Genomic DNA, 25,005 nt, shown 5'->3' on the forward strand with positions numbered 1-25,005 from the left:
CCGTGTTCGGGTGTACTGGCCCGAGCACGGCCCCGGCCGCTTTCCGGTGTTCAGGCCCCACTCAGGGTGGCCAGCAGCACCGGTGAGAGCTCCCGCACCGAACGGTGGCCGTGATACCGGGCGAGCGTCTGGTGCAGTCGGCGCAGGTCCAACCGGACTGTGGCCGAGTCCACTTCCGAGGCCCCGGTCAGGAGTTCGGTGGTGATCGCGCAGGAGTGGTCGACCTCCCCGGACAGGGCGTGGGCGATCGCCCGGCGCACCCCGAACCGGGTCCGGGCCCGCACGGCGTCCGCCGGAAGCAGCGCGCACTCCTGGTCCAGGAGCTGAGCGGCCTCCTCCGCACGCCCCAGATCGACCAGGCACCACCCCCGGGTAACCCCCACCGGGTCGCTGACGTGCCTCGAACCCAGTACCTCCGGTCCGTGCCCGCGCCCGCTCCCAGGGGTCGCCCCGCCTGAGGCGAGGAGCGCGCGTGCGCGCTCCAGCGCGCGCTCACAGGAGAGCAGGTCACCGGCGAGTGCGTGCCCCTGAGCCTCGCGTTTGGCGGCCAGTCCCCGCACCCGCGGCGACGTCTCGGGAGCGCGCTGCGCGTGCTGCGCCAGGGCGATGGTCTGGGGACTGTCGTGCGCGTACATGGTGACCAGAGCCCGGCGGACCAGCGCGTACTCGCCCATCTCCCGGTCGCCGCCCGCCTCGGCCAGGGACACGGCGGTGTCCGTCCACCACAGGGCCCGCTGTTCCGATCCGCTCTCCTGGGCCATCCACCCCGTGTACTCGGCGAACCGGGCGGCCAGGCGCAGTGCCGCGCCCCGCTGGGCCGGGGGCGCGGATCTGGCCAGCTGGCGGAGTGCGTTCGTCTGGGCGATGGCGATGGGGAAGACCATGGTCGGCGCCATGTGCTGCCCCATGGTCCTGAGCTCACCCAGCTGGGTGCGGAAGCTGGCCAGGGCGGGTTCGGTGTCGGTGCGTGCGCGCGGGGCGGTGCCGCCGAGTGCGGAACCGGCACCCGCCCCGGAGCCCGCTCCCGCGCCCAGAACGGAGAGAGCGCCGAGGGAGAGGGCGGTGCGGCGGTCCATTCCGGCGAAGCCCGTCTGGCCGTCCGGTGTCATGCTCATGAGCCATACCTCCTGGTCGTCCGTGGGAGGCTCCGCCTGGTCGTCGGCACGGCTCGGGGTATCGCCCGGCGCGTTCCCCGGGTTGTTCCCCGGGATGAGGCGGGAGAGCTGCCCGTCGGCGCCGAGGGCGGCGTCGCAGGCCCGGGCCAGTTCCCGGGAGGGTTTCTTCGCGCCGTTCTCCAGTTTGCTCAGGTGGCTCTTGCTGTAGTGGATCTTCCGGGCCAGCGCTTCAAGGCTCATCCCGGCCTGCTGCCGACGGAGGCGGAGCTCGGCACTGAACATTCTTCTCACCTCGGTGGGGGTTGAGCGGGGGTGTTCCGGTGCCTTCCGCGGAGGCGGAGGGAAACAGGCCGGGCGGTGGGGACGGGGGAGGCACCAGGCGGACGCAAGGGGTCATATCCGGCGGGGTGGAGCGGGAAACGGGGCCCTGGTGGCGCGGGGTGGAGGGATCGGGGCGGGACTACGGAAGGGCTCGGGAGGGGCATCGGAGGGGGCCGCGGGGCCTCTGACTCGGCGTTGGTGGCACGTGCACGCCGGTTCTCGGGCACACTTGCCAGAGGACCTTTCGTTCCGAGCCCCTTGCCCCCGCATGAGGAGACACCCCCGTGGCCACCTTCGCCCGTATCCGCCTGGCGGCGGCCATCGTGGTGTTGACCGTTCCCGTGGTGCTGTTTCCGCTGGTCGGAGTATGGACACTGCTGTGGCTGCCGTTCGCCGTGGTGCTGCTGGGCGTGGTGCTGGCCCGCCCCGAACTGCTGGTGGCGGCCGTGGACCTGGTGACGGGCAAGGGTGCGCGGGAGAAACACGGGAGCGGGGAAGAGGGCGAGTCGGTGCGGGGTTCGGGAGATGATCTCCGCGACAGATCGGACCAGGGCGACGAGCCCGCGCCGATCGAGGTTCCGCGCGGCCAGAGCGGGACCCGGGGCGTGCGCACGCGCCGGACCGAGCTGCCGAGCGCGGTGGAGGACTACTCGTTCGAGTTCTCCGCGCTGGTCCACTGGCGTTGGGCCCACCGGGTCGATCTCAGCCTGCGCAACCCCGCGGGCCCGGCGGTCCACTCGATCGTGCTCCGCGCCCGCGAGTACCTGCGCGACATCCACCCCGCGGAGCGCGCGGTGGCCGAGAGCGAGCTGGAGTCGGTGTTCGCGGTGGAGGATCCGGTCTCCGGGGGTGTGATCCAGGTGTGGGCGGAGAACGTCCGGCTGGAACTGGCCGACGATGACGACGAACGCCTCCAGCGCATGGCCCAGCTGCGCAAGGACCGCGCGCTCTGGGCAGCCGAGCACGAGGCGGCACGCGTTCGCGCGGCGATGTCCGGGATTCCCGGCCAGGGCGCCGCTCCCGATCTCCGCCCGGAGTCCGGGCCGGTTCTCCCGGCCCCGGCGAACGAGGTGTCCGACCTGGCCGACCCGCATGAGGATTCCGACCTGCTCGGGGTGGCCGAGCCCGCCGTCCCGATGCCGGGCAGCGGGGTCGACGAGGAGGGCTACGAGAGCTACTGGTGGCCCGCCGAGCAGGACGATGACCAGGGCGCCATGGAGCAGGACGTCCAGGTCGCCATCCTGCGCGGGCTGATCGATTCGGTCGAGGGCGAGGACGAGCGGGCCGCGTTCGTTCGCGAGCAGGTGGAGATCCTGGAGCGCAGCGGCTTCCCGGACGTCGCCGAGCGCATCCAGTCGGTCTACCCCGAGCGGTAGGCAGCTGCCCCGAACAGCGGCCCCCAGAGTCCCCGGGCTCAGCCGCCGAGCTGGAGGGCGAGGACCCCGACCACGGTCAGGACGACCCCCGCGACCTGGGTGCGGGTGATCCGGTCCCGGAGCGCGAACACCCCGATGAGGGTGACGGCCACGATCCCCACGGCCGCCCAGACCGCGTAGGCCACACCGATGCCGAGCCCTTCGTGCAGGGCCAGGGCGAAGAGGTAGTAGGCGCCGACGATCGTCACCACGGTGACCGCGGTGGGCAGCGGGCGGGTGAACCCTTCCGAGTAGCGGCTGGCGATGGCGCCCACGACCTCCAGGGCGACGGTTCCGGCGAGGAAAAGATAGGCGAGGTACACGGAGCCTCCTGCGGTCTCTGACACCCAAGTACTTGAACGATAGTTCAACTGGTTCTAGGGTCAGGGTACACACCTATTTGAACGATGGTTCAAGTATTTTGCCTGTCTGGATCCGTCGAGGACGACCGAGGGGAACGAACATGGCCTGGCTCTTCCTGATCGCCGCGCTGCTGTCCGAGATGGTGGGCGCCACCGCCACCGGGGTATCCGAGGGGTTCACCCGCCCGATCGCGGTCCTGGTGGCGGTCCCGACCGTCCTGGCCGCCTACTACCTGCTCGCGCTCGCTCTCAAACGAGGTATGGCGGTGGGCGTCGCCTACGGCGTGTGGACCGCCGCGGGCGTGGCGATCGTCGCCCTCATCGGGGTGTTCTTCCTCGGTGACAGCCTCACCCCGGTCCAGATCGCCGGACTGGCCCTGGTGATGGCGGGCGCCCTCGCCCTGGAACTGGGTCGGGCCCGCCTTCCCGAGGAGCCGCGGGCCTCCAGGGAACCGGTTCGGCCCTGAACACGCTGGTATCGTCGCCGCCAGAACACGGACGGGGGAGAACGTGAGCGGCACGGCGGAGCGGGTCGACGGGCGTCGGGCCCGGGGTGAGCGCAGGCGCGAGGAGATCATCGCCGCCACGCTCCGGGTCGTGGAACGCGACGGTGTCGCCGGGGTCACCCACCGGGCGGTCGCCCGCGAGGCGGACGTCCCGGCCAGCTCCGCCGTCTACTACTTCAAGACCATGGACGACCTGCTGGTCGCCGCGCTGACCGCCGCCTCGGACACCTACATCGACCAGCTGGCCGGTCTTCGGAGTTCGCCGGGTGAGGCCGTGGCGGGGCTGGCCCGGGTGATCGCCTCCGCCCGCGGCGAGGGGCGCGCCCGGGCGCTGGCCGAACGCGAGCTCAACCTGCTGGCCGCCCGCCGCCCGGCCCTGCGCCCGGTCGCCCGGCGCTGGCGCGACGCGGTCTCGGAGGTGGCCCGGGGCCAGGGCGCCGACGACCTGACCGTCCGCCAGTTCGCCGCCACCGCGGACGGCCTGTGCGCCCGGATCCTGCTCGGCGACGAGGACCTCACCGAGGCCCGCATCACCGAGACCCTCCAGCACGCCCTGCGAGGCGACTGAGTCCGGGGCCCTTGGATCCGCCTCCGACCGGTGCATCCGAGCGGTGCATTCGAGCTGGCCGCCTGGGCCACCGGTTCCCGGTCAGCGTTCGAGGCGCAGAGTGAGGATCTGGAACGGGCGCAGGGAGACCATGACCAGCCCAGGCCCCCGGCCGTCCGGCCCGCTCGGGGCGGCGACGGAGAGCAGCTCCGGGGCGTCCTCGTAGTCCTCCTCCACCAGGTTCACCGCGCCCCCACCGCGTCAACGCTCCGAACGAAGTCGATCAGCGGTGTTTCGGTTTCGTGCGTGAACGCGGGCGCGCGTACCACCCGACCTCCCGTTCCGCCCCTGTCCTTCGCCAGAGGCCTGCCCCGCCCGTCGTCGGTGTCAGCGCGGGGGTGCCGATTCCTAGCGTGGTTCTCGGACCGACGACACACGGGCGGAGACAGTGGGTTGAGAGACAACAGGTTGAGAGACAACAGGTTGAAGGACAACAGGGTGAAGGACAGCAGGGCGAGCGCACCGACCCCACCACCCGGTCCCACACGCCAGGCGGTCGACCTGGTCAAGAGATACGGGGAGGGCGAGGCCGCGGTCACCGCCGTGGCCGGGGTGAGCCTCGGCTTCACCCCGGGGGAGTTCACCGCGGTCATGGGGCCCTCCGGCTCCGGCAAGTCCACGCTGATGAACCTGCTCGCCGGGCTGGACGCCCCCACCTCGGGGCAGGTCCTGGTCCAGGGGCAGGACCTGGCCCGACTGGACGACCGGAGACTCACCCGGCTACGACGCGAACGGATCGGCTTCGTCTTCCAGGCCTTCAACCTGCTGCCCGCCCTCACCGCGGAACAGAACATCCTGCTCCCGCTCAGACTCGCCGGACAGCGCCCGGACCGCGCCTACTTCGACGAGGTGATCGGATCCCTGCGGATCGGGGACCGGCTCGGCCACCGGCCCACGGAGCTGTCCGGCGGACAACAACAACGGGTCGCGGTCGCCCGCGCCCTACTCACCCGGCCCGCCGTGCTCTTCGCAGACGAACCCACCGGCGCCCTGGACGTCACCGCCGGGCGCGAACTGCTCGAACGCCTGCGCAGCGCCGGCACCGAACTCGGCCAGACCATCGTCATGGTCACCCACGACCCCACCGCCGCGACCTACGCCGACCGGGTCCTGATGATGTCCGACGGCGCCCTGCGCGGGGCCCTGGAAAAACCCGCCACCCACGAGGTCCTCGCCGCCATGGCCCGGACGGAGCACTGATGCGAACCCTCGCCTGGGCGCAGATCCGCGCCTACCCCGCCCGCCTGCTCTCCGTGCTGCTGGCGATCGTGCTCGGCACCCTCTTCCTGGCGGCCACCGCCGTGTTCTCCACGACCTCCAACGCGGGTCTACGCGCGGTGGCCGCGGCTCCGCTCACCGCCGCCGACCTCATCGTGGACCGGGACACCGAGGCCGCCGACCCCGGCCCGGACTGGCCGGACCCGATCGCCGCCCACCCGGACATCACCGCCGTCACCGAGTACCACGCCCGCACGGTCCAGCTCGTCACCGACGGCCTCCGGGGCAGCGCCAACGTCTACAGCATCGCCGACGACCCCGGCCTGCGCTGGTTCGACCTGACCGAGGGCACCTGGCCCACCTCCCCCGGCGAGGTGGTCGCCGACACCGCCACCCTGGACGCCCTGGACCTCCGGGTGGGTGACCCGGTCCAGGTCATCACGGAGGTGGACGAGAACCAGACCAGACCCGAATCCATCGAGTCGAAGGACACCGGGGCCGGGACCGAAGAGGGCCGGGGCGGCACGCTCACGGTGGTGGGGAGTGTGGCCCCGGGGTTCCAGCCGCTGACCGGGGTGCAGTACACGCTCTACGCACCCGAGGCCTACTTCGCGGGGGACAGCCCGTTCAGCGTCATGGCCAGCGTGGCCGACGGGGTCTCCGCCGAGGAGGTGGTGGCGGGTCTGGCCGCCGCTCTTCCCGGGGACCTGTACCCGATGACCGCCGACGAGCGGGCCCAGCTGGCCGCCGACCGTTTCGCGGGCGGGTCCCAGCAGCTCGGCCTCCTCCTGCTCGTGTTCGCTCTCATCGCCCTGCTCTCGGCGGCGATGGTCATCGCCAACACCTTCACGATCCTGCTCGCGCAGCGCCGCCGGGACACCGCGCTGCTGCGTCTGGTGGGGGCGGAGCGCGGCCAGGTACGTGCGCTGGTGGTCACCGAGGCCCTGCTCATCGGTTCGGCCGGTGCCCTGGTCGGGGTCGGCACGGGGATCGCGGTCGGGTACGCGGGGGCCGCGCTGACCGGATTGGCCGGTGCCGGACTCCACCTGAGTCCCCTCGCGCTGGTCGGCTGCTTCCTGGTGGGGGTGGGCACGACCGTGATCGCTGCCTGGTCCCCGGCGCGCAAGGCCGCCGGCACCGCCCCGATCGAGGCGCTGCGTTCGGCGGTACCGGACGGCGGGGTGCGTCTGCGCGCGGTGCACGTCCTGGGTGGCGTGCTCGCGGCGCTCGGGGTGGGTGGCATGCTCGCCGGGGCGTGGACACGGGCTCTTCCGTTGGCCATCGGCGGCGGTTTCGTGGGGGCGGTCGGCCTGCTCCTGGCGCTGCGCTACCTCATCGCCCGGCTGATCCACCTGGTGCACGGCCCGCTGAGACGGATGGGCGGGGTCGCCGAGCTGGCCGGGGCCAACCTGCGGCGCGATACCGGCCGGGCCGCCACGGCCACGCTCACCCTGGTGCTGGGGCTCGGCCTGATCACCGCGCTCACCACGGCCGCCGCCACCGGGCGGGCCACCATCGACGGCGACCTGGACGCCCGTTACCCGGTGGACGTCAGCGCCCGGGTGGACGAGGGATCGGTGGCCCCGGACACCGTGGACCTGGTCCGGCGGATCGAGGGCCTGGAACTGGTGGAGGCGCCCCGTACCGAGCGGGTCACCCTGGCCGGTCTGGACGAGGTCACCCTGGTGGGGGTCTCCCCGGAGCTGGCCGAGGCCACGGGCACCACGACGCTCCTCGGGGCCGACTCCGGTGCTGCTCCCGTCATGTTGCTCTCCGGGGAGCAGTTGAGAACGCTCGGGGTCGAGCCGGGGGAGAGGGCCGAGCTCACGGTGGACGGCGCCGGGAGGTCCTTCACCGTGCACCCGTCCAACCTGGCCACCGCCTCCGGTACGGAAGCCCCGGTGGTGCGCGCGGATGTCCTGGACGCCATGACGGAGGACCGTGAGCAGGGCATGGTGTGGGGCGTGGCCGCCCCCGGGGCGGACCGGGACGCGCTCGCCACCCAGATGAACCTGGTCGCTGGGGCCGATCCGGACATCATGCTCAGCGGAGCACTCAGTGAACGGGGCGACCTCACCGAGGTCCTCGACCTCCTGGTCGCCCTGGCCCTGGTGATGCTGCTGGTCACCGTGGTCATCTCCAGCATCGGGGTGACCAACACGCTGGGCCTGTCCGTACTGGAGAGAACCCGGGAGTCCGCGCTGCTGAGAGCCCTGGGCCTCACCCGGGGCGGGCTGCGCGGCACACTCGTGGCCGAGGCCACGGTGATCGCCCTGCTCGGCGCCGTCTCGGGCCTGCTCATCGGGGTGCCCTACGGGGTGGTCGGGGTGGGCGCCATCGTTGGAGGGACGGCACCGCTGGTGGTGTCCCTGCCCTGGGGGCAGCTGGCTCTGATCCTGCTCGCCGCCTTGGTGATCGGTGCCCTCGCGCCTTTGCTCCCGGCCCGCCGGGCCGCCCGTATCGCCCCCGCCCAGGGCCTGAGCGGCGACTGAAAGTCTGGAGGGTCGGCACGGGGGAGCACAGCGCGGACCAGCGACCCGGGTGTACGGCGAGAGTCGTGCCTGCTGGGGAGCCGGAACACGCGGGCCTGGGTTCGCGGGTTACCGGGGGTTGTCCGAGGTGGGCGAGACCAGGCCGGCCTCGTGGGCGAGGACGGCGGCTTCCACTCGGTTGCGGGCGTCCAGGCGGCGGAAGATGGTGCTGACATGGCCCTTCACGGTGCCTTCCACCATCAAATCCTCCTGAGGGGACCACCGGCTTTAGCCGGTGGGGGAATCAGGTTTCCCGCGTAGCGGGACAAGGGCAGCCGAACCGCCGCCAGGCGGTCCGGCGTCCACCACAGGACACAGCAAGTAGACCTGTGTCGTGTGTATACTTGTCTCGTGTCTGTGACTCGCAAGGTTCGCCGGTTCTCCGGTGGCGTGTACGACCTCGGGCTCCATGTCGTGTGGTGTTCGAAGTACCGCCGCCCGGTCCTTGGTGGACGTGTGGCACAGCGCTTGGAGGAACTGATCAGGTCCAAGGCCGGTGAGCGCGGGTGGGAGATCATCGCGGTTGAGGTGATGCCCGACCACGTGCACCTGTTCGTCAAGCACGGCCCCAAGGCATCGGCGTCATACGTCGCCAACCAGTTCAAGGGGCACACATCGCGTGTTCTGCGTGAGGAGTTCCCCCACCTTCGGTCGAAGCTCCCCACCCTGTGGTCGTCGTCGTACTTTGCCGCGTCCGTGGGAGCCGTGAGCGCTGACACGGTGCAGCGGTACATCGACACCCAGTGGGAACGCCCGTGGAAGAAGGGAGAGGGTACGTGATCCGCGCGTACAAGTTCCTTCTTCGCCCTACCAAGCGCCAACAGGCATCTCTCACGCAGATGCTGCGCGACCACTGCTCTTTGTACAACGGAGCATTGCAGGAACGCCGCGACGCCTACGCCCACCCCTCGAAGACGAAGATCAGGTACGGCGACCAGTCCGCGCAGCTCAAAGAGATCCGGTCGTTTGATCCCGAGCGGCAGGGGCGCTGGTCGTTCTCCTCCCAGCAAGCCACGTTGCGACGCCTGGACAAAGCGTTCCAAGCGTTCTTCCGCCGGGTGAAGTCCGGGCACAAGCCCGGGTATCCCCGGTTCCGTGGGGTAGGCCGGTTCGACACCGTGGTCTTTCCCAAGGACGGCGACGGATGCCGCTGGGACTCCACACCCCAAGATGCGGTGACCCGCGTCCGCTTCCAGGGTGTGGGACACGTGCGGGTCCACCGGCACCGGCCGGTCAAGGGCCGTGTGAAGACGGTCAGCGTCAAGCGCGAGGGCGGCCGGTGGTTCGTGGTTGTGGCCTGTGACCAGGTACCGGCCCAACCCCTGGAACCGACCGGGCGTGTGACCGGTATCGACATGGGGGTGGCCTCCTTCCTCACCACAAGCGAGGGCGAGCACGTCGACAACCCCCGGTTCCTCGCGCGCTCCGCTGAGAAGCTGACCGCCGCACAGCGCGACCTGTCCGCCTTCCCCCAGCGGGTCAAGGCGCAGAGCCGCACGCGCAAGCACCGTGCGGCACAGGCCAGGGTCACCCGGTTGCATGCAAAGGTGCGGCGTCAACGCGTCGATCACCACCACAAGGTCGCGCTTGACCTCATCCGTTCGTTCGACGCGATCGCACACGAACGCCTGAACATCGCGGGTATGACCAAGAAGCCCGCACCCAAGCCCGACCCCGAACAGCAAGGCGCTTTTCTTCCGAACAACGCCGCCGCCAAGGCCGGGCTGAACAAGAGCATTCAGGATGCGGGTTGGGGGGTGTTCCTGGGAATCCTCGCGCACAAGGCTGAGAGCGCCGGTCGTGAGTTGGTCCCGGTCGATCCCCGCAACACGTCGCGCACCTGCCCACGCGAGGCGTGCGGGCATGTGAGTGCGGACAACCGCCCCAGTCAGGAGAAGTTCCGTTGCGTCCGGTGCGGCTATACAGAGCACGCCGACCGGGTCGGGGCGGTCAACGTTGGTGTAAGGGCCGGGCTGGTCCTTCCTGTCGCCTGAGTGGAGACAGGAGAAGCCCGCCGCTTCAGCGGTGGGAGGAGTCACGAAGAGCCGCTTGCCGATCTCGCCGTTGGACAACCCCGCGCCGAGTAGGGCCAGGACCTCCCGTTCCCGGGCGGTCAGTTGGGCCAGCCGTTCCCCGGCCCGCAGCCGGTCCGTGGAGCGTTCGTGGTTCAGGCCGTTGAGGACCCGGCGGGCCACCTTGGGGGAGAGGAAAGCCCCGCCCTCCGCCACCGCGCGCACCCCCAGCAGGAGTTCTCTGGGGTCACCGGTCTTGAGCAGGAAGCCGTCCGCGCCCCCGTCCAGGGCCCGCACCACGTACTCCTCCTCCCCGAAGGTGGTGAGGATGGCCACCCCGGTTCCGGGTACGGCCCGGCGGATCTCGGCCACGGCCTCCAGACCGTTCATTCCCGGCATGCGGATGTCGATGAGCGCCACGTCCGGCCGGTGCGACCAGGCCAGATCCACACCCTCACGGCCGTCGGAAGCCTCGGCCACCACCTCGATCTCCGGGTCGTTGCCGAGGATCGACCGCACCCCGGCACGGACCATCGCCTCGTCGTCCACCAGCAGGACCCTGATCACCCCACGACCTCCCGCATCACCATGGCCTCCCCGGGCCCCACGTCAGCACCTCGGCCGACACCAGTCTTACCGAGTCGAAGCACAGGCGGTACCTGTCGTAGTCGGTGGTGAGCTCTCTCGAACTCCGGTAGTAGCGGCACACCAGGCCCTCCGGATCCGGGGGTTGGGAGGACTCCGCCAAGGTGCCCCGGTAGAGCTCCCCCTCGTGGAGCACGGCCTCCACCGAACCCCGGTCCTGTCCCAGCCGCAGCTGTTCGAACTCCTCCGGGGTGAGCGTGGCGGCGGCCGCCTGCTGGTAGCTGTTCAACAGCAGCAGCGTGTATCCCACCAGTCCCATCAGGATGGGGATCATCAGGATGGTGCCGATCGCCCATACAGTGCGGCGGCGCACCTGCTGGTGGATGTGTACTTCCCGGCCCTCCCAGAGCACATCGTGCAGGGCGGACGCACCGTGGCCCTCGATCCGGTCGTCGACCTCGGAGGCTGGCTTTCCACCGGCCGCCCGCACTCGCGAGGCGGTCCGCGACGGCTCTCCCCCAGGGGATGGCGGCAGGGCCGGCTCAGCCACGGGAACGAGGGCCGTCACCACCCAGTCCCGTCCCGATCGCCCCGCTTTCAGGTCGCCCCCGGCCAGTCGGATCCGTTCCCGCAGGCCCAGCAGGCCGCTGCCCGCGCCGGGGACCTGACGGGGTCCGCGCCCCTCCCCGGGCACGGGGTTGGTCACCCGCACCCGGACACCCTTCGGAGTGCTCCACAGCAGTACGTGGGGGGCCGCTCCCGGGGCGTGTTTGGCGGCGTTGGTCAGCGACTCCTGAACCACCCGGTAGAGCGCGCGGTCCGCCATCACGGGGAGCTCACGCGGAGCGTCATCCCACTCCAAGGACACGTCCAGGCCCGCCTCGCGCGAATTCCGTACCAGCTCGGCGATGCTTTCACCGGCCGGGGTCAGCGGTGCGGTCTCGGTGTCCGCGCGCAGGACCCCGACCGCCGCCATGAGCTGTTCGGCAGCCCGTCCGGCGGTCTCCCGCAGCTGCCCGGCCTGGCGGCGGCGCTCCTCGGGCAGGTCCGCGGCCATCTCCAGACTGCCCGCGCCCAGGCTGAGCAAGCTGAGTTCGTGCCCCACGGCGTCGTGTAGGTCCCGGGCGATCCGTGAACGCTCCCGCAGCCGAGCCCGTTCTGCCGTCAGACCCGCCTCCCGGTTCAGGGTCCGGGCTCGTTCCCAGCCCGCCCGCGCGAGATCGGAGGTGCTGCGCAGGTACAGGCCGAGCAGCCCCGGCAGTGCCAAAGCGAACACGGCCAGGAAGAGGCAGGTGACCCACACGCTCAAGGGCTGGCCGTTGATCAGCAGGTAACCCGCCCCGGTCAGGAGGGTCGCGGCGAAAAGAGCGCCCGCCGCGCGCAGGTCCGGGGACAGCCGGCCGGTGAGGACGGCGGGCAGGGGCACCGCGGCGATCGCCAGCGGCCAGCGCAGTGCGAGGAGGAGCAGCAGGAGAACGGCGGCCAGGGCCAGGTGCCCCGCCAGGCCAGGGCGACGCGGGGTAGGGAACGGGCGCATACCCGGGAACCTAACTGGCCGGACCCGGCCGCGTCCCCTGTCGAAAGTCAGGGTTTGGGGCCTTTCCGTGACTTTTCGACCTCCCGTGCCCTCCCGTGGCCCTGCCCGGAACCGACCGGCCCGGGCCTCACCAGGGGCCCGCCCCCGCGAGCCGTTCGTTCAGTAACGGTCCCTCCTCGCGGGGCCCGGCCAGACGTCGGGCCCACGGTCGAAGGTCATTCCACGGAGCCCTCGAACCTCAGGTGCTCGTCGTGGTGGTCGATCTCGATGGCCACAAGATCAGCTTCTTCGGGGACGGCGCACCACATCGGGAACTCGAAGGTTCCGTCGTAGGCCTCTCCGAGACGTTCATGGGTGTGCGCCGAAGAAGTCTCTCCGCCCGCGACACAGGTGACCTCCATCCGCACGAACCCGAACACCCGCCCCAGCGGCGGCACGGTGACGGTGAGATCGAAGTCCATCCGTCCGGTCTCGGTGAGGGAGGCGTTCTCGACCGCGTAGATCACGTGGGCGTTGTTGCCCCAGCGGAACTCGGACGAGTAGGCACCCACCGGGTGGGAGACCGAGACGGGTGTGCCGATGTCGGCGGTGTGCGTCCGCGCGCATCCGCTGAGAGCCAGAGCCGGCAAGGAGAGGAGGGACAGGGTGAGCACGGTGGGAGCAGGGGCCACGGAGAAACGGGGCATGCCCCGGAGCCTAGCTGCCGGGCCACACCGCAGTGCCGGGGCCGCGCCACGGGGGCCTTCCGGTGACGTGGCGGAAGTGGAGGCCCCCGCTGACGTCACGGGCCTGCACGAAGTTCTGGCGCCACCAGCACGAGGCCGTCGGCTGGCAGCTCTCCACCTGAACTCAGACGATGGGCGACCCGAGGCGTACTGGATCGCCCCGGAACGCCTTTGCGCAAGAGGCTCAGGCTCCGCGCCGCTTGGTCACCCCGGCCTGGTAGGCGGTCAGATCCCAGTGGGCGCTGGATTCGGTGTGCCCGGCCGGGATGGTGCGGGTGCCCTCCAATGTGGCAACATCCCGAGGACCGGCGAAGACCATACAGAAGACCTCCAGGTCACCGCCCTCGTGCCCGAAGTAGTAGAAGTCCTGTCTCAGCAGCCGCTGCCCGCCGAGGAATGGGGCCTGAATGAGCTCCTGGGCCCGCGGCGGCAGGTGGCCGAGGATCTTCCGGGTGCGGGGGTTGAGCGCGATGCCTCCGGGGCGCGCGTCCGGCGGCGGTACCGACGAAGTCCTTCCGACGGGTTCGAAATCCTCCACCCGATCGAACCGGCTGCCCGGACGTACCCGGTGCACGATCTCCTCCTGCAGCAGCGAAGCGCGGTCCACGTGGTAGACGGACAGCGAGTACACCGGTTTACCGGCGTCATTCACCTGGGGATCGGCGAAGCACAGTGCCTGATCCCCGAACAGGACAGCCTCCAGACGTCCCGTACCCGTCTCGTTCGCCCACCAGAGCAGAGATTTGCGCCCGGCGTACCCCCACATCCGCTTCCGTACGCTCTCGGGAAGCTCCTGCCACTGGTCATCGCGACCGGGGCCTTTCGTGAAACCCATCTCACCGGGCGCGTGGGTGGGGGCTTCGCGCTGCGGAAACTGCTGCGACCGGTCATCCTGCTGGACCTGCCTGCTCTCCGGGGAGAGCCGCTGAACGGGCCCGCGCCGCTGGGGCCGGTTCGAGGCGGCATCGGGCAGGCGGTCGGGCACATTGCTCACGCGGTCCTCCAGGAAAACAGGGGTGACGTCTGTGCTTGTCGGTACTGCTACCTGTTCGACGCCGGGAACCGCGCAAGCGTTTTCCCTTCCGACGCACTTTCCAGAACGGGAGAAGTGCTTCAGAATGACCTTTCCCGGTCCCGCTCCGGAAGTCGCTGCCGATCTCTCTCCCCCCGAGGAAACACATGGGTTCTCATCTTGGTCGACTGGTGGTCAACCGGCGTAGCGGCGACGAGCCGATCATGGTCGGCGACCAGGCGGCGGGCTCGCTGCAGGCGTTCTGGAGCTGGGCCTACTCCGACCTGGCCGACAACACCGCGCGCGGAATCCTCGCCGAATACCTCGTGGCCACAGCCCTGAACGCCGCTGACGGAACCCGCAGGGAATGGGACTCCGTCGACATCCGGACCACCGAGGAATGGCGGGTGGAGGTCAAGTCCTCGGCCTATCTACAGACGTGGGACCAGAAAGAACTGTCGAAAATCTCGTTTTCCATCGGACCCAGCGCGGGCTGGGACGCGCGGACCAACACCCAGGACACCGAAAAGCGCCGCAACTCGGATGCCTATGTCTTCTGCGTCCTGCACCACCAGGACAAACCGTCCCTGGACCCGCTCGACCTCGGCCAGTGGACCTTCTACGTACTACCCACCCGGGTCCTGGACGAACAGCGCCCCGAACAGCAGACGATCGCACTCTCCAGTCTCCTGGAACTGGGTCCCGCCCAGACCGACTACCCGGGCCTGGCCGCAGCGGTGGCCTCCGCGGTCGAGGACCACCGCCGGGGAACCGGAAACCCCCAGGAAGACTCAGCGTCGAGTGGCGCGTAAGGCGGCCTTGACGTTGACGGGTCCGCCGGTGAACGGGGAGGTGCCCGACGCGAAGGCCTCGTACTCGGCCGAACCCATGGCGTACAGGGCCACGCGCCCCCTCTCATCGGAATGGATTCCCCACCCGTAGCGCTTGCCCAGGTCACTGGTGCGGAAGCAGGCCTTGGGCTTGGCGAAGAACTCCTCACGTGCCTGCCCGCGCTCCGCCTCCGGGATCTCCTTCCGGTCGGCCCACACCGTGAACAGAACATCGTCCGAGGTGTACGCGTACGGCGCCTCGGAGATCATCTCGAAGGTCATCGCCGCGACCGAGGGCTTCGCGGCCACCGGAGGCTCGATCGCGCCCGGTGCGGCCGAGTCCGGAGAGACCGTGATGAACGTGTCGAAGTAGCAGATCGTGTGTCGCTTTCCCATGCCTCGAATCCAGGGTGCCGAGGCGGCGCGCCATATGTCTCAGGGACATGTCTAAGAGAACCTTCGCACTAGACTCGTCCCATGGCCCACGTGATCCTCGGGATGCTCCTCATTTCCCAACAGTCCCTCTACGACCTCATCAAGACGTTCGGGCAGACGGTCTCGCTCTTCTACAGCGCCAGCGCGGGGAGCATCAAACGCGCCCTGGACGGCCTGCTGTCCCGAGGGCTGATCGAGGTCGCCAGCGTCGACGCCGGAGCACGCGGCCGGAAGGTCTACCGGGTCACCGAGACCGGCCGCGAGGAGTTCCGGACCTGGATGACGGGAGAGCTGGGCGGCACGGACACCGAGGCCGCGGCCCTGTCCCGGCTGTACTTCCTGGGCCTGCTCGCCCCGCAGGAGCGCGGCCCGGTCCTGGGGCGGATCATCGAGAGCTACGAGTCCGACCTGGCCCGGCTCAGCGCGCTCGACGAACAGATCGACGCCCGGAACGTCCCCGAGGGGTACCAGGACGTCATCGCCTACCAGCGCGCGACACTCGACTACGGTCTGGCCACCCAACGCTTCGCCATCGCGTGGTTCCGGGAGCAGGCCGACCGCCACCGATAAGCCTCTGGGCAGGATGAGGGGCATGCCATCACCAGCACGCGCCTGGGATCCGCGATCCCTTCCGCCCCCACCCATGCCTGGCCCCGCCCCGCTTCGTCAGGTTTGGGTGGACGTCTCCTTCGTTCACTGGGCCGTCGACCTGTTGGGTGTCCCTGGCTTCTCGCCGACCTCGAACGCACGACTGGGAGCGGATGGACATGAAGGAGATCGTCAAGCAGAGCGCCCGTGCGCTCCTGTTCGACAGGGATCGACGACTGGTGCTCATCAAGCGCACCAAACCGGGCCAGGAGCCGTACTGGGTCTCGGTGGGCGGAGGGCTGGAAACGGAGGACACCGATGCCGAAGCCGCGTTGCACCGCGAGGTCCGCGAGGAACTGGGCGGAAAGATCGACGGGGTTCGCCAGGTCCTCCTCATCACTGACGACTTCCTCGAAGGCGTGAGCCTCCAGCACATCTTCCTCGCCCGTCTGGTCTCCATGGACCTGAGCCGACGTACGGGTGCCGAATTCACCGAGCCCGGCCGCGGCACCTACGAGGTGGCCACCGTTCCTGCCACCCGTGAGGCTATTGCGGGCATCCGTCTCTTGCCGCCTTCGCTCTCAGAGTTCGCTCAGGCGAACATCCACGGCCTTCTCGCACTGCTGAACCAGGGCGGAAAGGCGCCAGAGGAGAACGGGACTCCGTGACCGGGATCGGCATTGCGTTGGTTCCGACAGCGGTGGCAAGTCGACGCGGGTAAGCGGCAGGCCCACTCGTGGACTACCGCTGGTGGGGCCCTGGTTCCACGTCCCGTGCTACTGCTGGCTGAGGCGCCGTCAGTCCTTTTCGTGGTTGCAGTTGAGGCGGCGGGCCCAGCCCAGGCGTTCTTCGAAGTGTTTGGGGTCGGACGGTGCGAGCTGGAGCTGGGCCATGTGTGATCCGCAGGGGCACTTGAGCGTGTAGTGCTCCGGCGGGTCCTCGATCTGCCAGCCCAGGGTGTCCAGCTTCTCGAGGGTGACCTGGCCGTCCGGTCGGGGGTGCTTCTTCCAGTAGCCCACGGCTTCCTCCTCTGCGCGCTCTCATCGTGAATCCGGTACCGAGAGTGAAACCGTATCCCTTATTTCCCCAGTTCGCAGGGGTGTTGGCGCTGCCCCACCGGAGCCTCAACCATGGCACGGGCGGAGTGCTGACCGCCCGCACCCCTTTCGGGCGCGGGCGGCGGGCACGGCTGTCACAGCCAGCGGGTGATTTTCTCCCGCGGGGTGTCCGGGCGGACCCACCACAGGCGTGCCCGCTTGTCCCAGCGGGCCCTGACCTCGCGTTTGGCCCTGTCCTTCTCGCCGAAGGGGACCTGGAGGTACAGGCGGCCGTCCACTACCTCGCCGATAGTGGGGGCGTCCGTTGGCGGTGTCTGTTCGTTACGGGCATGCTCCCGCTCCTCCGGTTCGTCCGCCGGGCTGCACCACCGGGTCGGGTGTCCGGCCGATCGATTCGGTTCTCCCGGGGAAGCCGGGGAGGCAGAATGGCCGCATGTTCCACGTCCTGATCCTGCGCTACACCGCCGACGCGGAAGCGGTGGCCTCCCACCTGCCCGATCACATCGGCTACCTGGACAAGCACCATTCCCGCGGTTTGTTTCTGTTGTCCGGCCGGATCCCCGCCGAGTCCGCAGAAGTCATCCTGGCACGCGGAGAGCGAGACGAGATCGAAGCCGTGGCGGGGCAGGACCCCCTCTTCCGCCAGGGGCTCTGCGCCTATGAGATCCTCTCCGCTGATCCGGGTCTGGCCCACCCCGACCTGAGCACGCTGCTGGGCTCGCCAACCGCTTCCAGCAACACGGTGTCCGCCACGCCCTCCCCATGGGCGGTCCAGGAGTACCGAGGACTCCGTCCGGGCGCCGCCGGGCTTGACACGGTGCTCTCCGGGAGGCCCGTCGGGGCGGTCGCGCACCGGGCCGGTACCGCCGTGCTCGCGGCGCTGCGGGCGGGGCAGCCGCAGGCAGCCGACACGGCCCGCAGGTGCGTCCGGGAACTGCGCGAGAGGGATTGGCCGGGGGACGGCCTGCTCGCTGACGCGTTGGACCGGGCCCTGGTGGACGAAGCCGCCGACACGGAGCTCGCGCCCGTCCCCGTCGACCTGGAGGACCTGGCCGATGCTGCGGGCTCCGGCCCCGTCGAGGAGGGTGCTTTCGACCCCGTGACGGGTGAGGTCCTGCCCGCCGCCGTCCTGGAATGCGATGCCCTCCCGGACGGTGACGAACTCGACTGGGACCGCCTGATCACGGTCGGGTCCGACAGCACGGACGCCTACCAGGACATGGCGGACTTCACCGAGACGGTCGCCGACGCCGACCTGCGCGGGCGCCTGCGGCAGCAGCTGGACGGGCGCGGGGCGTTCAGACGGTTCAAGAACACGGTCCACGGAGAGGGCGGGGACACCCTGTCCTCGTGGACGATCTTCAGCGAGGAACGCGGCCTGGGACGTGCCCGCCAGTGGCTCGCCGACCACGGATACCGACCCGACGAAAGAACCGCCCTGCGGTGAGCGCCTACCAGCACTACGACCTCCTCGCCCTGGACCGGCCATTGGACGGGGACCAGCGTGCCGAACCGCGGGTCCTGTCCAGCCGGGCGAGTATCACCGCGACCTCGTTCACCAACGAGTACCACTGGGGAGACTTCGGCGGTGACCCGGCTCGGCTGATGCGCACCCACTTCGACGTGTTCGCCTATTTCGCCGAGTGGGGCACGCGGTGGATCATGATCTCCGCCCGAGCACGATCCTGAGGCCCTCCGATATCGAGCCCTACCTGTTGACCGAGGACGCCCGCTTCACCACGGGCGGCGGTCGGACCGTCGTGTCCTTGACCGCCCAGGACGAGGAAACCGATTTCGTCGAGTTCCCGGCGGGCCTGGCGGGGATCGCTCCGGTCCGTGCCGGGTTGCCCCGCGTTCCACCGGGCAGTGCGCACCCTCCGGGTGCGCGTCCTCACCGGTCCTGTTATGGGTGGTGCGGCCTGGGAGAGAGATAGGTAGGCTTCATTCGGAAGGCTCTTCTGTTCCTGCTGAGGACGTGGGTCTCGACAGTTCTTTCGGTCTCAGCTCAGGAGTACCTTCCGCGCGTTCGGGGTTGGTGATGGTTCCAGCCAACACAAAAGCCCAGGGGAGACTGCAGTGGTGTGGATTGAGCCGTGGATGTTGCGGTCAGTAACTGTCGATGGGAGATTCACCGTTCCTGCTGAGCCCTGGCTGTCTGCGGACGATATCGCTGCCCGCCTCGGAGTAACGAAAGACACCGTGTACACCTGGATTGCTGAGAATGTTATGCCAACCCACAAATTTGGCAGGTTGTGGAGGTTCCAGGTCAGCGAGGCCGATGGCTGGACGCGCTGCGGCGGCACCGGTGCCGGCCGGGATAGCGCGGGTGAGTGAACATGCGGATGATCGACAACGTCAACAATCTACTCGGTGACGACCTCAAGGCGGAGATCACACGGGGTTCCAAGGTGCGTATCGCTGCATCGACTTTTTCGATCTTCGCATTCGAGGCACTGAGTAAAGAGTTGGATCAGGTCGATGAACTAGAGTTCATCTTCACTTCTCCTTCGTTCGTTACGGAAAAGGCAACCGACAGGCTTCGGAAGGAAAAGCGTCGCTTCTTCATTCCCGAAGCGAACAGGGTAGAATCCAGCCTTTACGGATCGGAATTCGAAATCCGGTTGCGTAACAAGCTCACTCAGCGCGCGATTGCCAGGGAATGTGCCGAGTGGGTGCGTCGCAAGGTGACGTTCCGGTCGAACGCGACCGGCAACCCGATGCAGCAGTTCGCAGTCGTCGACGACAAAGCCGCCTACATGCCACTCCAAGGCTTCACCACCGCCGACCTCGGCTATGAGCGTGGCAACGCGGTCTCCAACATGGTGCACCGCGTCGATGATGCCCCTATGACTGCGCGGTACGTCCAGCTTTTCGATCAGATCTGGAACAATTCCGCGCAGCTTGACGACGTCACTGAGGCGGTCTACGACCACATCGCCAGTGTGTACGCTGAGAACTCGCCGGCAAGGATCTACTTCCTGATCCTCTACAATCTGTTCGCGGAGTTCCTCAATGACATCAACGAGGACGTGCTGCCCAACGACCGCACCGGTTACCAGGACACACAGATCTGGAAGAGCCTCTACAACTTCCAGCGCGATGCCGCGACCGGAATCATCAACAAGCTCGAGACCTACAACGGCTGCATCCTGGCCGACAGCGTGGGCCTGGGTAAGACGTTCACCGCGTTGGCGGTCATCAAGTACTACGAACTGCGCAACAAATCCGTCCTCGTTCTTGCGCCCAAGAAGCTTGGCGAGAACTGGACGAACTATAACGCCAACCTGACGACCAACATCTTCGCCGGGGACCGCTTCAACTACGACGTCCTCGCCCACACCGACCTTTCGCGCACGAGGGGCGAGTCGATGGGCCTGCGCCTCGATCGAATCAACTGGGGCAACTATGACTTGGTCGTCATCGACGAGTCGCACAACTTTCGCAACGCCGACTACGCAGAGGAGAAAGAGTCGCGCTATCAGCGACTCATGCGCCAAGTGATCCGCGAGGGCGTGAAAACCAAGGTGCTCATGCTCTCGGCCACCCCGGTCAACAATCGGTTCAACGACCTCAAGAACCAGCTCCAGCTCGCCTACGAGGGTGAGTCCGAGAATCTTGCCGAGCACCTCAACATCTCCACCACAGTCGAGAAGGTGTTCAGCGACGCGCAGCGCGTCTTCAATGAGTGGTCCAAGCTTCCACCCGAGACGCGCACCGCGGACCGCATCCTTCGGATGCTCGACTTCGACTTCTTCGAGCTGCTCGACTCGGTCACCATCGCCCGGTCCCGGAAGCACATTCAGGCGTTCTACGACACCACCGAGATCGGTGCTTTCCCCGAACGGCTCCAGCCGAAGTCGATCCGCGAGCCGCTCTCCGACCTGCCCAACGTGCCCACCTTCAACGAGATCTTCGGGCAACTCCAGGCGCTCACCCTTGCGGTCTACACGCCGCTCGCCTACGTCTTCCCGAGCCGGATCAACAAGTACGAAGACCTCTACAACGTCAAAGGTGGCACCGCACGCTCCAACCTCGGACAGCTTGGCCGCGAGCAAGGGCTCAAGAAGCTCATGACCGTCAACCTCCTCAAGCGCTTGGAGAGCTCAGTTGAGGCGTTCCGTCTCACCCTCGCCAAGATCGAAGGAGTCGTCGACAAAACCCTGGGCCGACTCGAATCACGCACCGGATCCCTGACCGACCTCGACAAGGACTTCACTGGCCTCGCCCTTGATGTCGACGACGAGGACGACGCTAACGTCGAGGCTCTCTCGTTCGGGGAGAAGATCAAGGTCGACCTTGACGACATCGACATCGAATCCTGGCAACGCGACCTATGGAACGACCGTAAGACCCTTCGTGAGTTGCTTGACGAGATGCACAAGGTCACTCCAGAGCGAGACCTCAAGCTCCAGGCACTCAAGCGGCTCATCGAGGACAAAGCCGCCAGTCCCATCAACCCCGGGAACCGGAAGGCACTGATCTTCTCCGCGTTCGCCGACACCGCCGAATACCTCTATCGCGAACTCGCGCCCACCTTCAGCAGTGCCGGGCTGGAGAGCGCTCTCATCACTGGGGGTGCCCACGCCGCACAGACGACCCTGGGCGTCGGCTATGACTTCCAGCAAGCCATCACGCTCTTCTCGCCGAAGTCCAAGCAACGCCACCTCACCATGCCCAAGGAGATCGGCGAGCTTGACGTACTCATCGGCACCGATGTCATCAGTGAGGGCCAGAACCTTCAGGACTGCGACTACCTCGTCAACTACGACATCCACTGGAACCCGGTGCGGATCATCCAGCGTTTCGGTCGCATCGACCGAATCGGCTCGACCAACGCCCAGATTCAGCTCGTCAACTTCTGGCCCGACATCTCCCTCGACGAGTACATCAACCTCAAGGAACGCGTCGAGAACCGCATGGTCATCGCCGACCTCGCCAGCACCGCCGACGACAACGTCCTCACCCTCGAAGACAGTGACGCAGCCTTCCGCGAGGAACAACTTCGCAAACTCCAAGACGAGGTCATCGAACTCGAGGACGTCCGCACCGGCGTCTCCATCACTGACCTCGGTCTCAACGACTTCCGTATGGACCTTCTGGGCTATCTGAAGGAGTACGGAGACCTCGCTACCGCCCCGAAGGGGCTCCACGCCGTTGTACCTGCTGACCGCACCAAAGGCTTGCTACCCGGTGTGCTGTTTGCGCTGCGTAACATCAACGCTGACGAGAGCATCAATCGAGGTAACCGGCTCCACCCGCACTACCTCGTTTATCTCGATGATGACGGCAATGTCATCGTTGACCACACCGAGGCCAAACATCTGCTCGACCTCATCCGCGTTGGATGCCGCCCCTATAGCCAGCCCGTCAGCGACGTCACCCGTATCTTCAACGCTGTCACCAGCGAAGGCGCAGAGATGGGCCGGTACTCCGAACTGCTCAACGTGGCAATTCACTCGATGGTCGAGGTTACCGAAGAGCGCGACATCGACAGCCTGTTCACCGATGGCCACACAACTGCGCTCACCCAGGCGATCGCCAGCCTCGATGACTTCGAGTTGATCGCCTTCATCGCCATCGTCGATCCCGCCGAGGGGAACGCATGACGGACCTGCTCTATCGCTGGCCCGCAGCCGCTAAATTCGGGCGTCCAGTTCCGAAGGCCAAGTTCTATGAGCACGGTACCGTCTCCGCCGCGGTTCGTGAGGGGTTCGTCGCCGATGTCCGGCGTATCTCCTGGGCCTACAAACTCGCCGAGGCCACCATCAACGTGCCGGGCAGCGCGGCCGTTTCTGAAATTCAGGTCTTCCAGATCGATGCGAAGGGTGACGACGTCGCTGAGCCGGTCCTGACCGCGATCGATAGGGCGGTCAAGACGCCCATCATCTTTGAGATCACCCACGGTGAGGGTACTGGCAGGGGCATCCGTATGACCGCCGCGCCCAAACAGGCCGGTTCAGGTACGCCCAAGGTTGGCACATATTTCACGACCGACTGGCAACCCGAAGACGTCGAGAGACAGCCACTTCCCACAGTAATTACTTTGCCCGCCCTGTACACGGCGCTCTTGGAGCCGCTGATCCCGGTATCAGCACGTCCGGGTGAAGAAATGTCGGACTTGGCTGCGAGACTAGAGGCAGTGCGTGAGCTTGAACGCGAAATCGCCTCGCTGGAGCGGAAGATTCGCACTGAGCCGCAACTCAACCGTAAGATCGAGATTCGGCGTGCCCTGAAGACGAAGCAAGAAGAGTTGGAACAGCAGAGGTAATTGGTGGAGAAACTGCGTATGGCGTCGCCCGATCTGACGAACGCCAACATCGAGAAGATCGCTGAGCTATTCCCGAACGTCGTCACCGAGGCGCTCGATACCGATGGTAACCCCAGGAAGACGGTCAACTTCGACCTACTGCGCCAGGAGTTGTCGGACTACGTCGTCGAAGGTCCGCAAGAGCGGTACCAGCTCGATTGGCCAGGGAAGCGAGCCGCAGGTTTCTTGGCCAACGCTCCGATCGCCAAGACCCTGCGTCCCGTGCGTGAGGAGTCCGTTAACTTCGACACCACAGAGAACCTCTTTATCGAGGGTGACAACCTGGATGTCTTGAAGCTCCTCCAGGAGTCGTATCTCGGCAAGGTCAATCTCATCTACATCGACCCGCCCTACAACACAGGGAACGACTTCGTCTACAGTGACGATTTCGCGGAGACTACCGCCGAATACCTGGCCAGGTCGGGTCAGGCCGACAGTGGGGGTGCGAAGCTGGTCGCGAACCCGGAATCGCACGGCCGGTTCCATTCGGACTGGCTGAGTATGATATATCCGCGTCTCAAGCTGGCTCGTAATCTGCTGTCGGAAGACGGTGCGCTTTTTGTGTCCGTTGACTACCACGAGTCAGCCAACCTCAGGCGCCTCTGTGACGAGATCTTCGGGGAGCGGAACTTCCGGGCCGACATTTCCTGGCAGAAGAGGTATACGCGGAGCAATAACACCCAGGACTTCACCACCGTCATCGAGCACATTCTCGTTTACGGTCGTTCCGACTCATTCTCAGTGAACCTGCTGCCCCGCACCGGTGAAGCAGACGATCGTTACACGAACCCAGACAACGACCCCAGGGGCCTTTGGAAGGGATCTTCCTTCCTCAACCCAGCCACGCCGGAGAAGCGGCCCAACCTCTGCTACCCGATCACGAACCCGAATACCGGGCGCGTCGTCACCCCGACGACCAACGCCTGGCGCCGATCGAAGGAAGAGTTCGAAAGGCTGCAAGCCGAAGGTCTCCTGTACTGGGGGGCGGACGGTTCGGCGTCGGTTCCGTCCATCAAGATGTTCCTTTCCGAGGCCCGGGGTCTGACTCCCATTAATTTCTGGGATCATGGATACGCCGGAAACACGGACGAAGGCACCCGCGATTTCGCTGAGCTGTTCGACGCCAAGCTTTTCGACAACCCGAAGCCGGTTAAATTGATGAAGCGCATCCTGGAGCACGCGACGAAATCGGACTCCATCGTCCTTGACTTCTTCGCGGGCTCTGGGAGCATGGCTCACGCGGTGCTCGCCAAGAACGCCGAGGATGGTGGCTCGCGTCGGTTTATCATGGTCCAGGTCGATGAGAAGCCAGCCCTGAGAACCGAAGCGGCGCTGCAGGGGTACCCGACTATTGCCGCACTCGCCAAGGAACGTATCCGTCGGGCTGGTACCAGGATCCTGGAGGCTGACAGCAGGGCCACCGGAAGTCTCGACGTCGGTTACCGATCGCTCAGACTGGACACGACCAGCATGGTGGACGTCCTGCGTACGCCCGAGGACACCGACCAGCAGGTCCTCGAAGGGCTCGAGGACAGTGTGAAGCCGGGCCGCACCGGTGAGGACCTACTCTTCCAGGTCTTGCTTGACTGGGGTTTGGAGATCACGATGCCGATCTCCGTCGAGGAGTGCGCGGGGCAGGAGGCCTTCATCGTCGAGGACGACGCGCTGATTGCCTGTTTCGAGCCGGAAGTCAGTATCGAACTGGTACAAGCTATCGCGAAGCGTGAGCCACTGCGAGCGGTGTTCCGTGATTCGAGCTTCACGTCCGATTCCGCTCGAATCAACGCAGAACAGATTTTTCGCGAAGTCTCTCCGTCGACAGACGTAAAGGTTATTTGACG

Annotated in this window: 25 protein-coding genes and 2 pseudogenes; 16 read left to right on the top strand and 11 right to left on the bottom strand. The window is 67.3% G+C overall.

Annotated features, from left to right (window positions below; genetic code table 11):
• Positions 1–50: 50 nt before the first annotated feature.
• Positions 51–1,397: a helix-turn-helix domain-containing protein gene (locus NE857_RS09780; protein WP_254420706.1), complete on the bottom strand. Its 1,347-nt coding sequence runs from the start codon at positions 1,395–1,397 to the stop codon at positions 51–53.
• A 323-nt stretch (positions 1,398–1,720) separates the two neighbouring features.
• On the opposite strand from NE857_RS09780, the gene NE857_RS09785 reads away from it, so the two are divergent.
• On the top strand, positions 1,721–2,812 hold the full coding sequence (locus NE857_RS09785) for a hypothetical protein (protein ID WP_254420707.1): 1,092 nt from the start codon (positions 1,721–1,723) through the stop codon (positions 2,810–2,812).
• A gap of 38 nt (positions 2,813–2,850) precedes the next feature.
• Here NE857_RS09785 and NE857_RS09790 read toward each other — a convergent pair whose 3' ends face one another.
• The gene (locus tag NE857_RS09790; protein WP_254420708.1) at positions 2,851–3,198 is read right to left on the bottom strand and encodes a DMT family transporter; all 348 of its coding nucleotides are present in this window, start codon (positions 3,196–3,198) and stop codon (positions 2,851–2,853) included.
• A 116-nt stretch (positions 3,199–3,314) separates the two neighbouring features.
• On the opposite strand from NE857_RS09790, the gene NE857_RS09795 reads away from it, so the two are divergent.
• The gene (locus NE857_RS09795) at positions 3,315–3,680 is read left to right on the top strand and encodes a DMT family transporter (RefSeq protein ID WP_254420709.1); all 366 of its coding nucleotides are present in this window, start codon (positions 3,315–3,317) and stop codon (positions 3,678–3,680) included.
• A 43-nt stretch (positions 3,681–3,723) separates the two neighbouring features.
• A complete protein-coding gene (locus tag NE857_RS09800) occupies positions 3,724–4,287 on the top strand; it encodes a TetR/AcrR family transcriptional regulator (RefSeq protein WP_254420710.1) in 564 nt (187 codons plus the stop codon).
• Between the two features lie 81 nt (positions 4,288–4,368).
• On the opposite strand, the gene NE857_RS09805 is transcribed toward NE857_RS09800, so the two are convergent.
• A complete protein-coding gene (locus NE857_RS09805; RefSeq protein WP_254420711.1) occupies positions 4,369–4,512 on the bottom strand; it encodes a hypothetical protein in 144 nt (47 codons plus the stop codon).
• Between the two features lie 252 nt (positions 4,513–4,764).
• Between NE857_RS09805 and NE857_RS09810 the strand changes: the two genes are divergently transcribed.
• Together NE857_RS09810 and NE857_RS09815 are read left to right on the top strand one after the other, a co-directional pair.
• Positions 4,765–5,526, top strand: coding sequence for an ABC transporter ATP-binding protein (locus NE857_RS09810; RefSeq protein WP_254420712.1), 762 nt, complete (start codon positions 4,765–4,767; stop codon positions 5,524–5,526).
• Positions 5,526–8,036 (top strand): FtsX-like permease family protein, encoded by a 2,511-nt coding sequence (locus NE857_RS09815; protein WP_254420713.1) that lies wholly within the window; start codon positions 5,526–5,528, stop codon positions 8,034–8,036. Before NE857_RS09810 ends, NE857_RS09815 begins: the two co-directional genes overlap by 1 nt.
• A 108-nt stretch (positions 8,037–8,144) precedes the next feature.
• Here the strand turns inward: NE857_RS09815 and NE857_RS09820 are convergent.
• A pseudogene (locus tag NE857_RS09820) lies at positions 8,145–8,276 on the bottom strand (LuxR C-terminal-related transcriptional regulator); the annotation flags it as partial.
• Positions 8,277–8,432: 156 nt separating this feature from the next.
• Between NE857_RS09820 and tnpA the strand changes: the two are divergent.
• Together tnpA and NE857_RS09830 are read left to right on the top strand one after the other, a co-directional pair.
• Positions 8,433–8,855: an IS200/IS605 family transposase gene (gene tnpA, locus NE857_RS09825; protein ID WP_254421927.1), complete on the top strand. Its 423-nt coding sequence runs from the start codon at positions 8,433–8,435 to the stop codon at positions 8,853–8,855.
• Entirely contained in the window at positions 8,852–10,069 is a 1,218-nt protein-coding gene (locus NE857_RS09830; RefSeq protein ID WP_254420714.1) for an RNA-guided endonuclease InsQ/TnpB family protein, read from the top strand. The genes tnpA and NE857_RS09830 overlap by 4 nt, the downstream gene beginning before the upstream one ends.
• A gap of 24 nt (positions 10,070–10,093) precedes the next feature.
• Here NE857_RS09830 and NE857_RS09835 read toward each other — a convergent pair.
• The 4 genes and pseudogenes from NE857_RS09835 to NE857_RS09850 all read right to left on the bottom strand — a co-directional run.
• A pseudogene (locus NE857_RS09835) lies at positions 10,094–10,654 on the bottom strand (response regulator transcription factor); the annotation flags it as partial.
• Positions 10,655–10,670: 16 nt separating this feature from the next.
• A complete protein-coding gene (locus tag NE857_RS09840; RefSeq protein ID WP_254420715.1) occupies positions 10,671–12,209 on the bottom strand; it encodes a sensor histidine kinase in 1,539 nt (512 codons plus the stop codon).
• A gap of 215 nt (positions 12,210–12,424) precedes the next feature.
• Positions 12,425–12,895 carry a hypothetical protein gene (locus NE857_RS09845; RefSeq protein ID WP_254420716.1) on the bottom strand — a complete coding sequence of 157 codons (471 nt, stop codon included), beginning with the start codon at positions 12,893–12,895 and terminating at the stop codon, positions 12,425–12,427.
• A gap of 223 nt (positions 12,896–13,118) precedes the next feature.
• On the bottom strand, positions 13,119–13,928 hold the full coding sequence (locus NE857_RS09850; RefSeq protein ID WP_254420717.1) for a hypothetical protein: 810 nt from the start codon (positions 13,926–13,928) through the stop codon (positions 13,119–13,121).
• A gap of 185 nt (positions 13,929–14,113) precedes the next feature.
• Between NE857_RS09850 and NE857_RS09855 the strand changes: the two genes are divergently transcribed.
• On the top strand, positions 14,114–14,758 hold the full coding sequence (locus NE857_RS09855; protein ID WP_254420718.1) for a hypothetical protein: 645 nt from the start codon (positions 14,114–14,116) through the stop codon (positions 14,756–14,758).
• Here NE857_RS09855 and NE857_RS09860 read toward each other — a convergent pair.
• Positions 14,738–15,172 carry a DUF6157 family protein gene (locus tag NE857_RS09860; RefSeq protein ID WP_254420719.1) on the bottom strand — a complete coding sequence of 145 codons (435 nt, stop codon included), beginning with the start codon at positions 15,170–15,172 and terminating at the stop codon, positions 14,738–14,740. The two genes, NE857_RS09855 and NE857_RS09860, sit on opposite strands and share 21 nt — an antisense overlap.
• Positions 15,173–15,253: 81 nt before the next feature.
• Between NE857_RS09860 and NE857_RS09865 the strand changes: the two genes are divergently transcribed.
• Positions 15,254–15,781: a PadR family transcriptional regulator gene (locus NE857_RS09865; protein ID WP_254420720.1), complete on the top strand. Its 528-nt coding sequence runs from the start codon at positions 15,254–15,256 to the stop codon at positions 15,779–15,781.
• Positions 15,782–15,978: 197 nt separating this feature from the next.
• Positions 15,979–16,467, top strand: a complete 489-nt coding sequence (locus tag NE857_RS09870) for an NUDIX hydrolase (protein ID WP_254420721.1) — start codon at positions 15,979–15,981, stop codon at positions 16,465–16,467.
• Between the two features lie 129 nt (positions 16,468–16,596).
• Here the strand turns inward: NE857_RS09870 and NE857_RS09875 are convergent, their stop codons facing one another.
• Complete coding sequence (locus tag NE857_RS09875) at positions 16,597–16,818, bottom strand: hypothetical protein (protein WP_254420722.1); 222 nt, start codon at positions 16,816–16,818, stop codon at positions 16,597–16,599.
• Positions 16,819–16,991: 173 nt separating this feature from the next.
• Positions 16,992–17,135 carry a DUF5710 domain-containing protein gene (locus NE857_RS09880; RefSeq protein WP_254420723.1) on the bottom strand — a complete coding sequence of 48 codons (144 nt, stop codon included), beginning with the start codon at positions 17,133–17,135 and terminating at the stop codon, positions 16,992–16,994.
• Between the two features lie 155 nt (positions 17,136–17,290).
• Between NE857_RS09880 and NE857_RS09885 the strand changes: the two genes are divergently transcribed.
• From NE857_RS09885 to NE857_RS09910, 6 genes are all read left to right on the top strand, one after another.
• On the top strand, positions 17,291–18,304 hold the full coding sequence (locus tag NE857_RS09885; protein ID WP_254420724.1) for a YciI family protein: 1,014 nt from the start codon (positions 17,291–17,293) through the stop codon (positions 18,302–18,304).
• Complete coding sequence (locus NE857_RS09890; protein WP_254420725.1) at positions 18,301–18,546, top strand: hypothetical protein; 246 nt, start codon at positions 18,301–18,303, stop codon at positions 18,544–18,546. The genes NE857_RS09885 and NE857_RS09890 overlap by 4 nt, the downstream gene beginning before the upstream one ends.
• Before the next feature lie 408 nt (positions 18,547–18,954).
• Positions 18,955–19,191 (top strand): excisionase family DNA-binding protein, encoded by a 237-nt coding sequence (locus NE857_RS09895; protein ID WP_254421928.1) that lies wholly within the window; start codon positions 18,955–18,957, stop codon positions 19,189–19,191.
• A gap of 2 nt (positions 19,192–19,193) precedes the next feature.
• On the top strand, positions 19,194–22,463 hold the full coding sequence (locus NE857_RS09900) for a helicase-related protein (protein WP_254420726.1): 3,270 nt from the start codon (positions 19,194–19,196) through the stop codon (positions 22,461–22,463).
• Positions 22,460–23,125, top strand: a complete 666-nt coding sequence (locus NE857_RS09905) for a DUF4391 domain-containing protein (RefSeq protein WP_254420727.1) — start codon at positions 22,460–22,462, stop codon at positions 23,123–23,125. The genes NE857_RS09900 and NE857_RS09905 overlap by 4 nt, the downstream gene beginning before the upstream one ends.
• A 3-nt stretch (positions 23,126–23,128) precedes the next feature.
• Complete coding sequence (locus NE857_RS09910; RefSeq protein ID WP_254420728.1) at positions 23,129–25,003, top strand: site-specific DNA-methyltransferase; 1,875 nt, start codon at positions 23,129–23,131, stop codon at positions 25,001–25,003.
• Positions 25,004–25,005 lie beyond the last annotated feature (2 nt).

It is taken from the genome of Nocardiopsis exhalans, from assembly GCF_024134545.1.
GTDB lineage: Bacteria > Actinomycetota > Actinomycetes > Streptosporangiales > Streptosporangiaceae > Nocardiopsis > Nocardiopsis exhalans.

What these genes read in the sequence shown, in the direction of transcription:
- NE857_RS09840 (WP_254420715.1), bottom strand. Translation starts at nt 12,209, where the DNA reads ATGCGCCCGTTCCCTACCCCGCGTCGCCCTGGCCTGGCGGGGCACCTG.
- NE857_RS09860 (WP_254420719.1), bottom strand. Translation starts at nt 15,172, where the DNA reads ATGGGAAAGCGACACACGATCTGCTACTTCGACACGTTCATCACGGTC.
- NE857_RS09900 (WP_254420726.1), top strand. Translation starts at nt 19,194, where the DNA reads ATGCGGATGATCGACAACGTCAACAATCTACTCGGTGACGACCTCAAG.
- NE857_RS09870 (WP_254420721.1), top strand. Translation starts at nt 15,979, where the DNA reads ATGAAGGAGATCGTCAAGCAGAGCGCCCGTGCGCTCCTGTTCGACAGG.
- NE857_RS09815 (WP_254420713.1), top strand. Translation starts at nt 5,526, where the DNA reads ATGCGAACCCTCGCCTGGGCGCAGATCCGCGCCTACCCCGCCCGCCTG.
- NE857_RS09795 (WP_254420709.1), top strand. Translation starts at nt 3,315, where the DNA reads ATGGCCTGGCTCTTCCTGATCGCCGCGCTGCTGTCCGAGATGGTGGGC.
- NE857_RS09865 (WP_254420720.1), top strand. Translation starts at nt 15,254, where the DNA reads ATGGCCCACGTGATCCTCGGGATGCTCCTCATTTCCCAACAGTCCCTC.
- NE857_RS09855 (WP_254420718.1), top strand. Translation starts at nt 14,114, where the DNA reads ATGGGTTCTCATCTTGGTCGACTGGTGGTCAACCGGCGTAGCGGCGAC.
- NE857_RS09895 (WP_254421928.1), top strand. Translation starts at nt 18,955, where the DNA reads ATGTTGCGGTCAGTAACTGTCGATGGGAGATTCACCGTTCCTGCTGAG.
- NE857_RS09905 (WP_254420727.1), top strand. Translation starts at nt 22,460, where the DNA reads ATGACGGACCTGCTCTATCGCTGGCCCGCAGCCGCTAAATTCGGGCGT.
- NE857_RS09780 (WP_254420706.1), bottom strand. Translation starts at nt 1,397, where the DNA reads ATGTTCAGTGCCGAGCTCCGCCTCCGTCGGCAGCAGGCCGGGATGAGC.
- NE857_RS09885 (WP_254420724.1), top strand. Translation starts at nt 17,291, where the DNA reads ATGTTCCACGTCCTGATCCTGCGCTACACCGCCGACGCGGAAGCGGTG.
- NE857_RS09845 (WP_254420716.1), bottom strand. Translation starts at nt 12,895, where the DNA reads ATGCCCCGTTTCTCCGTGGCCCCTGCTCCCACCGTGCTCACCCTGTCC.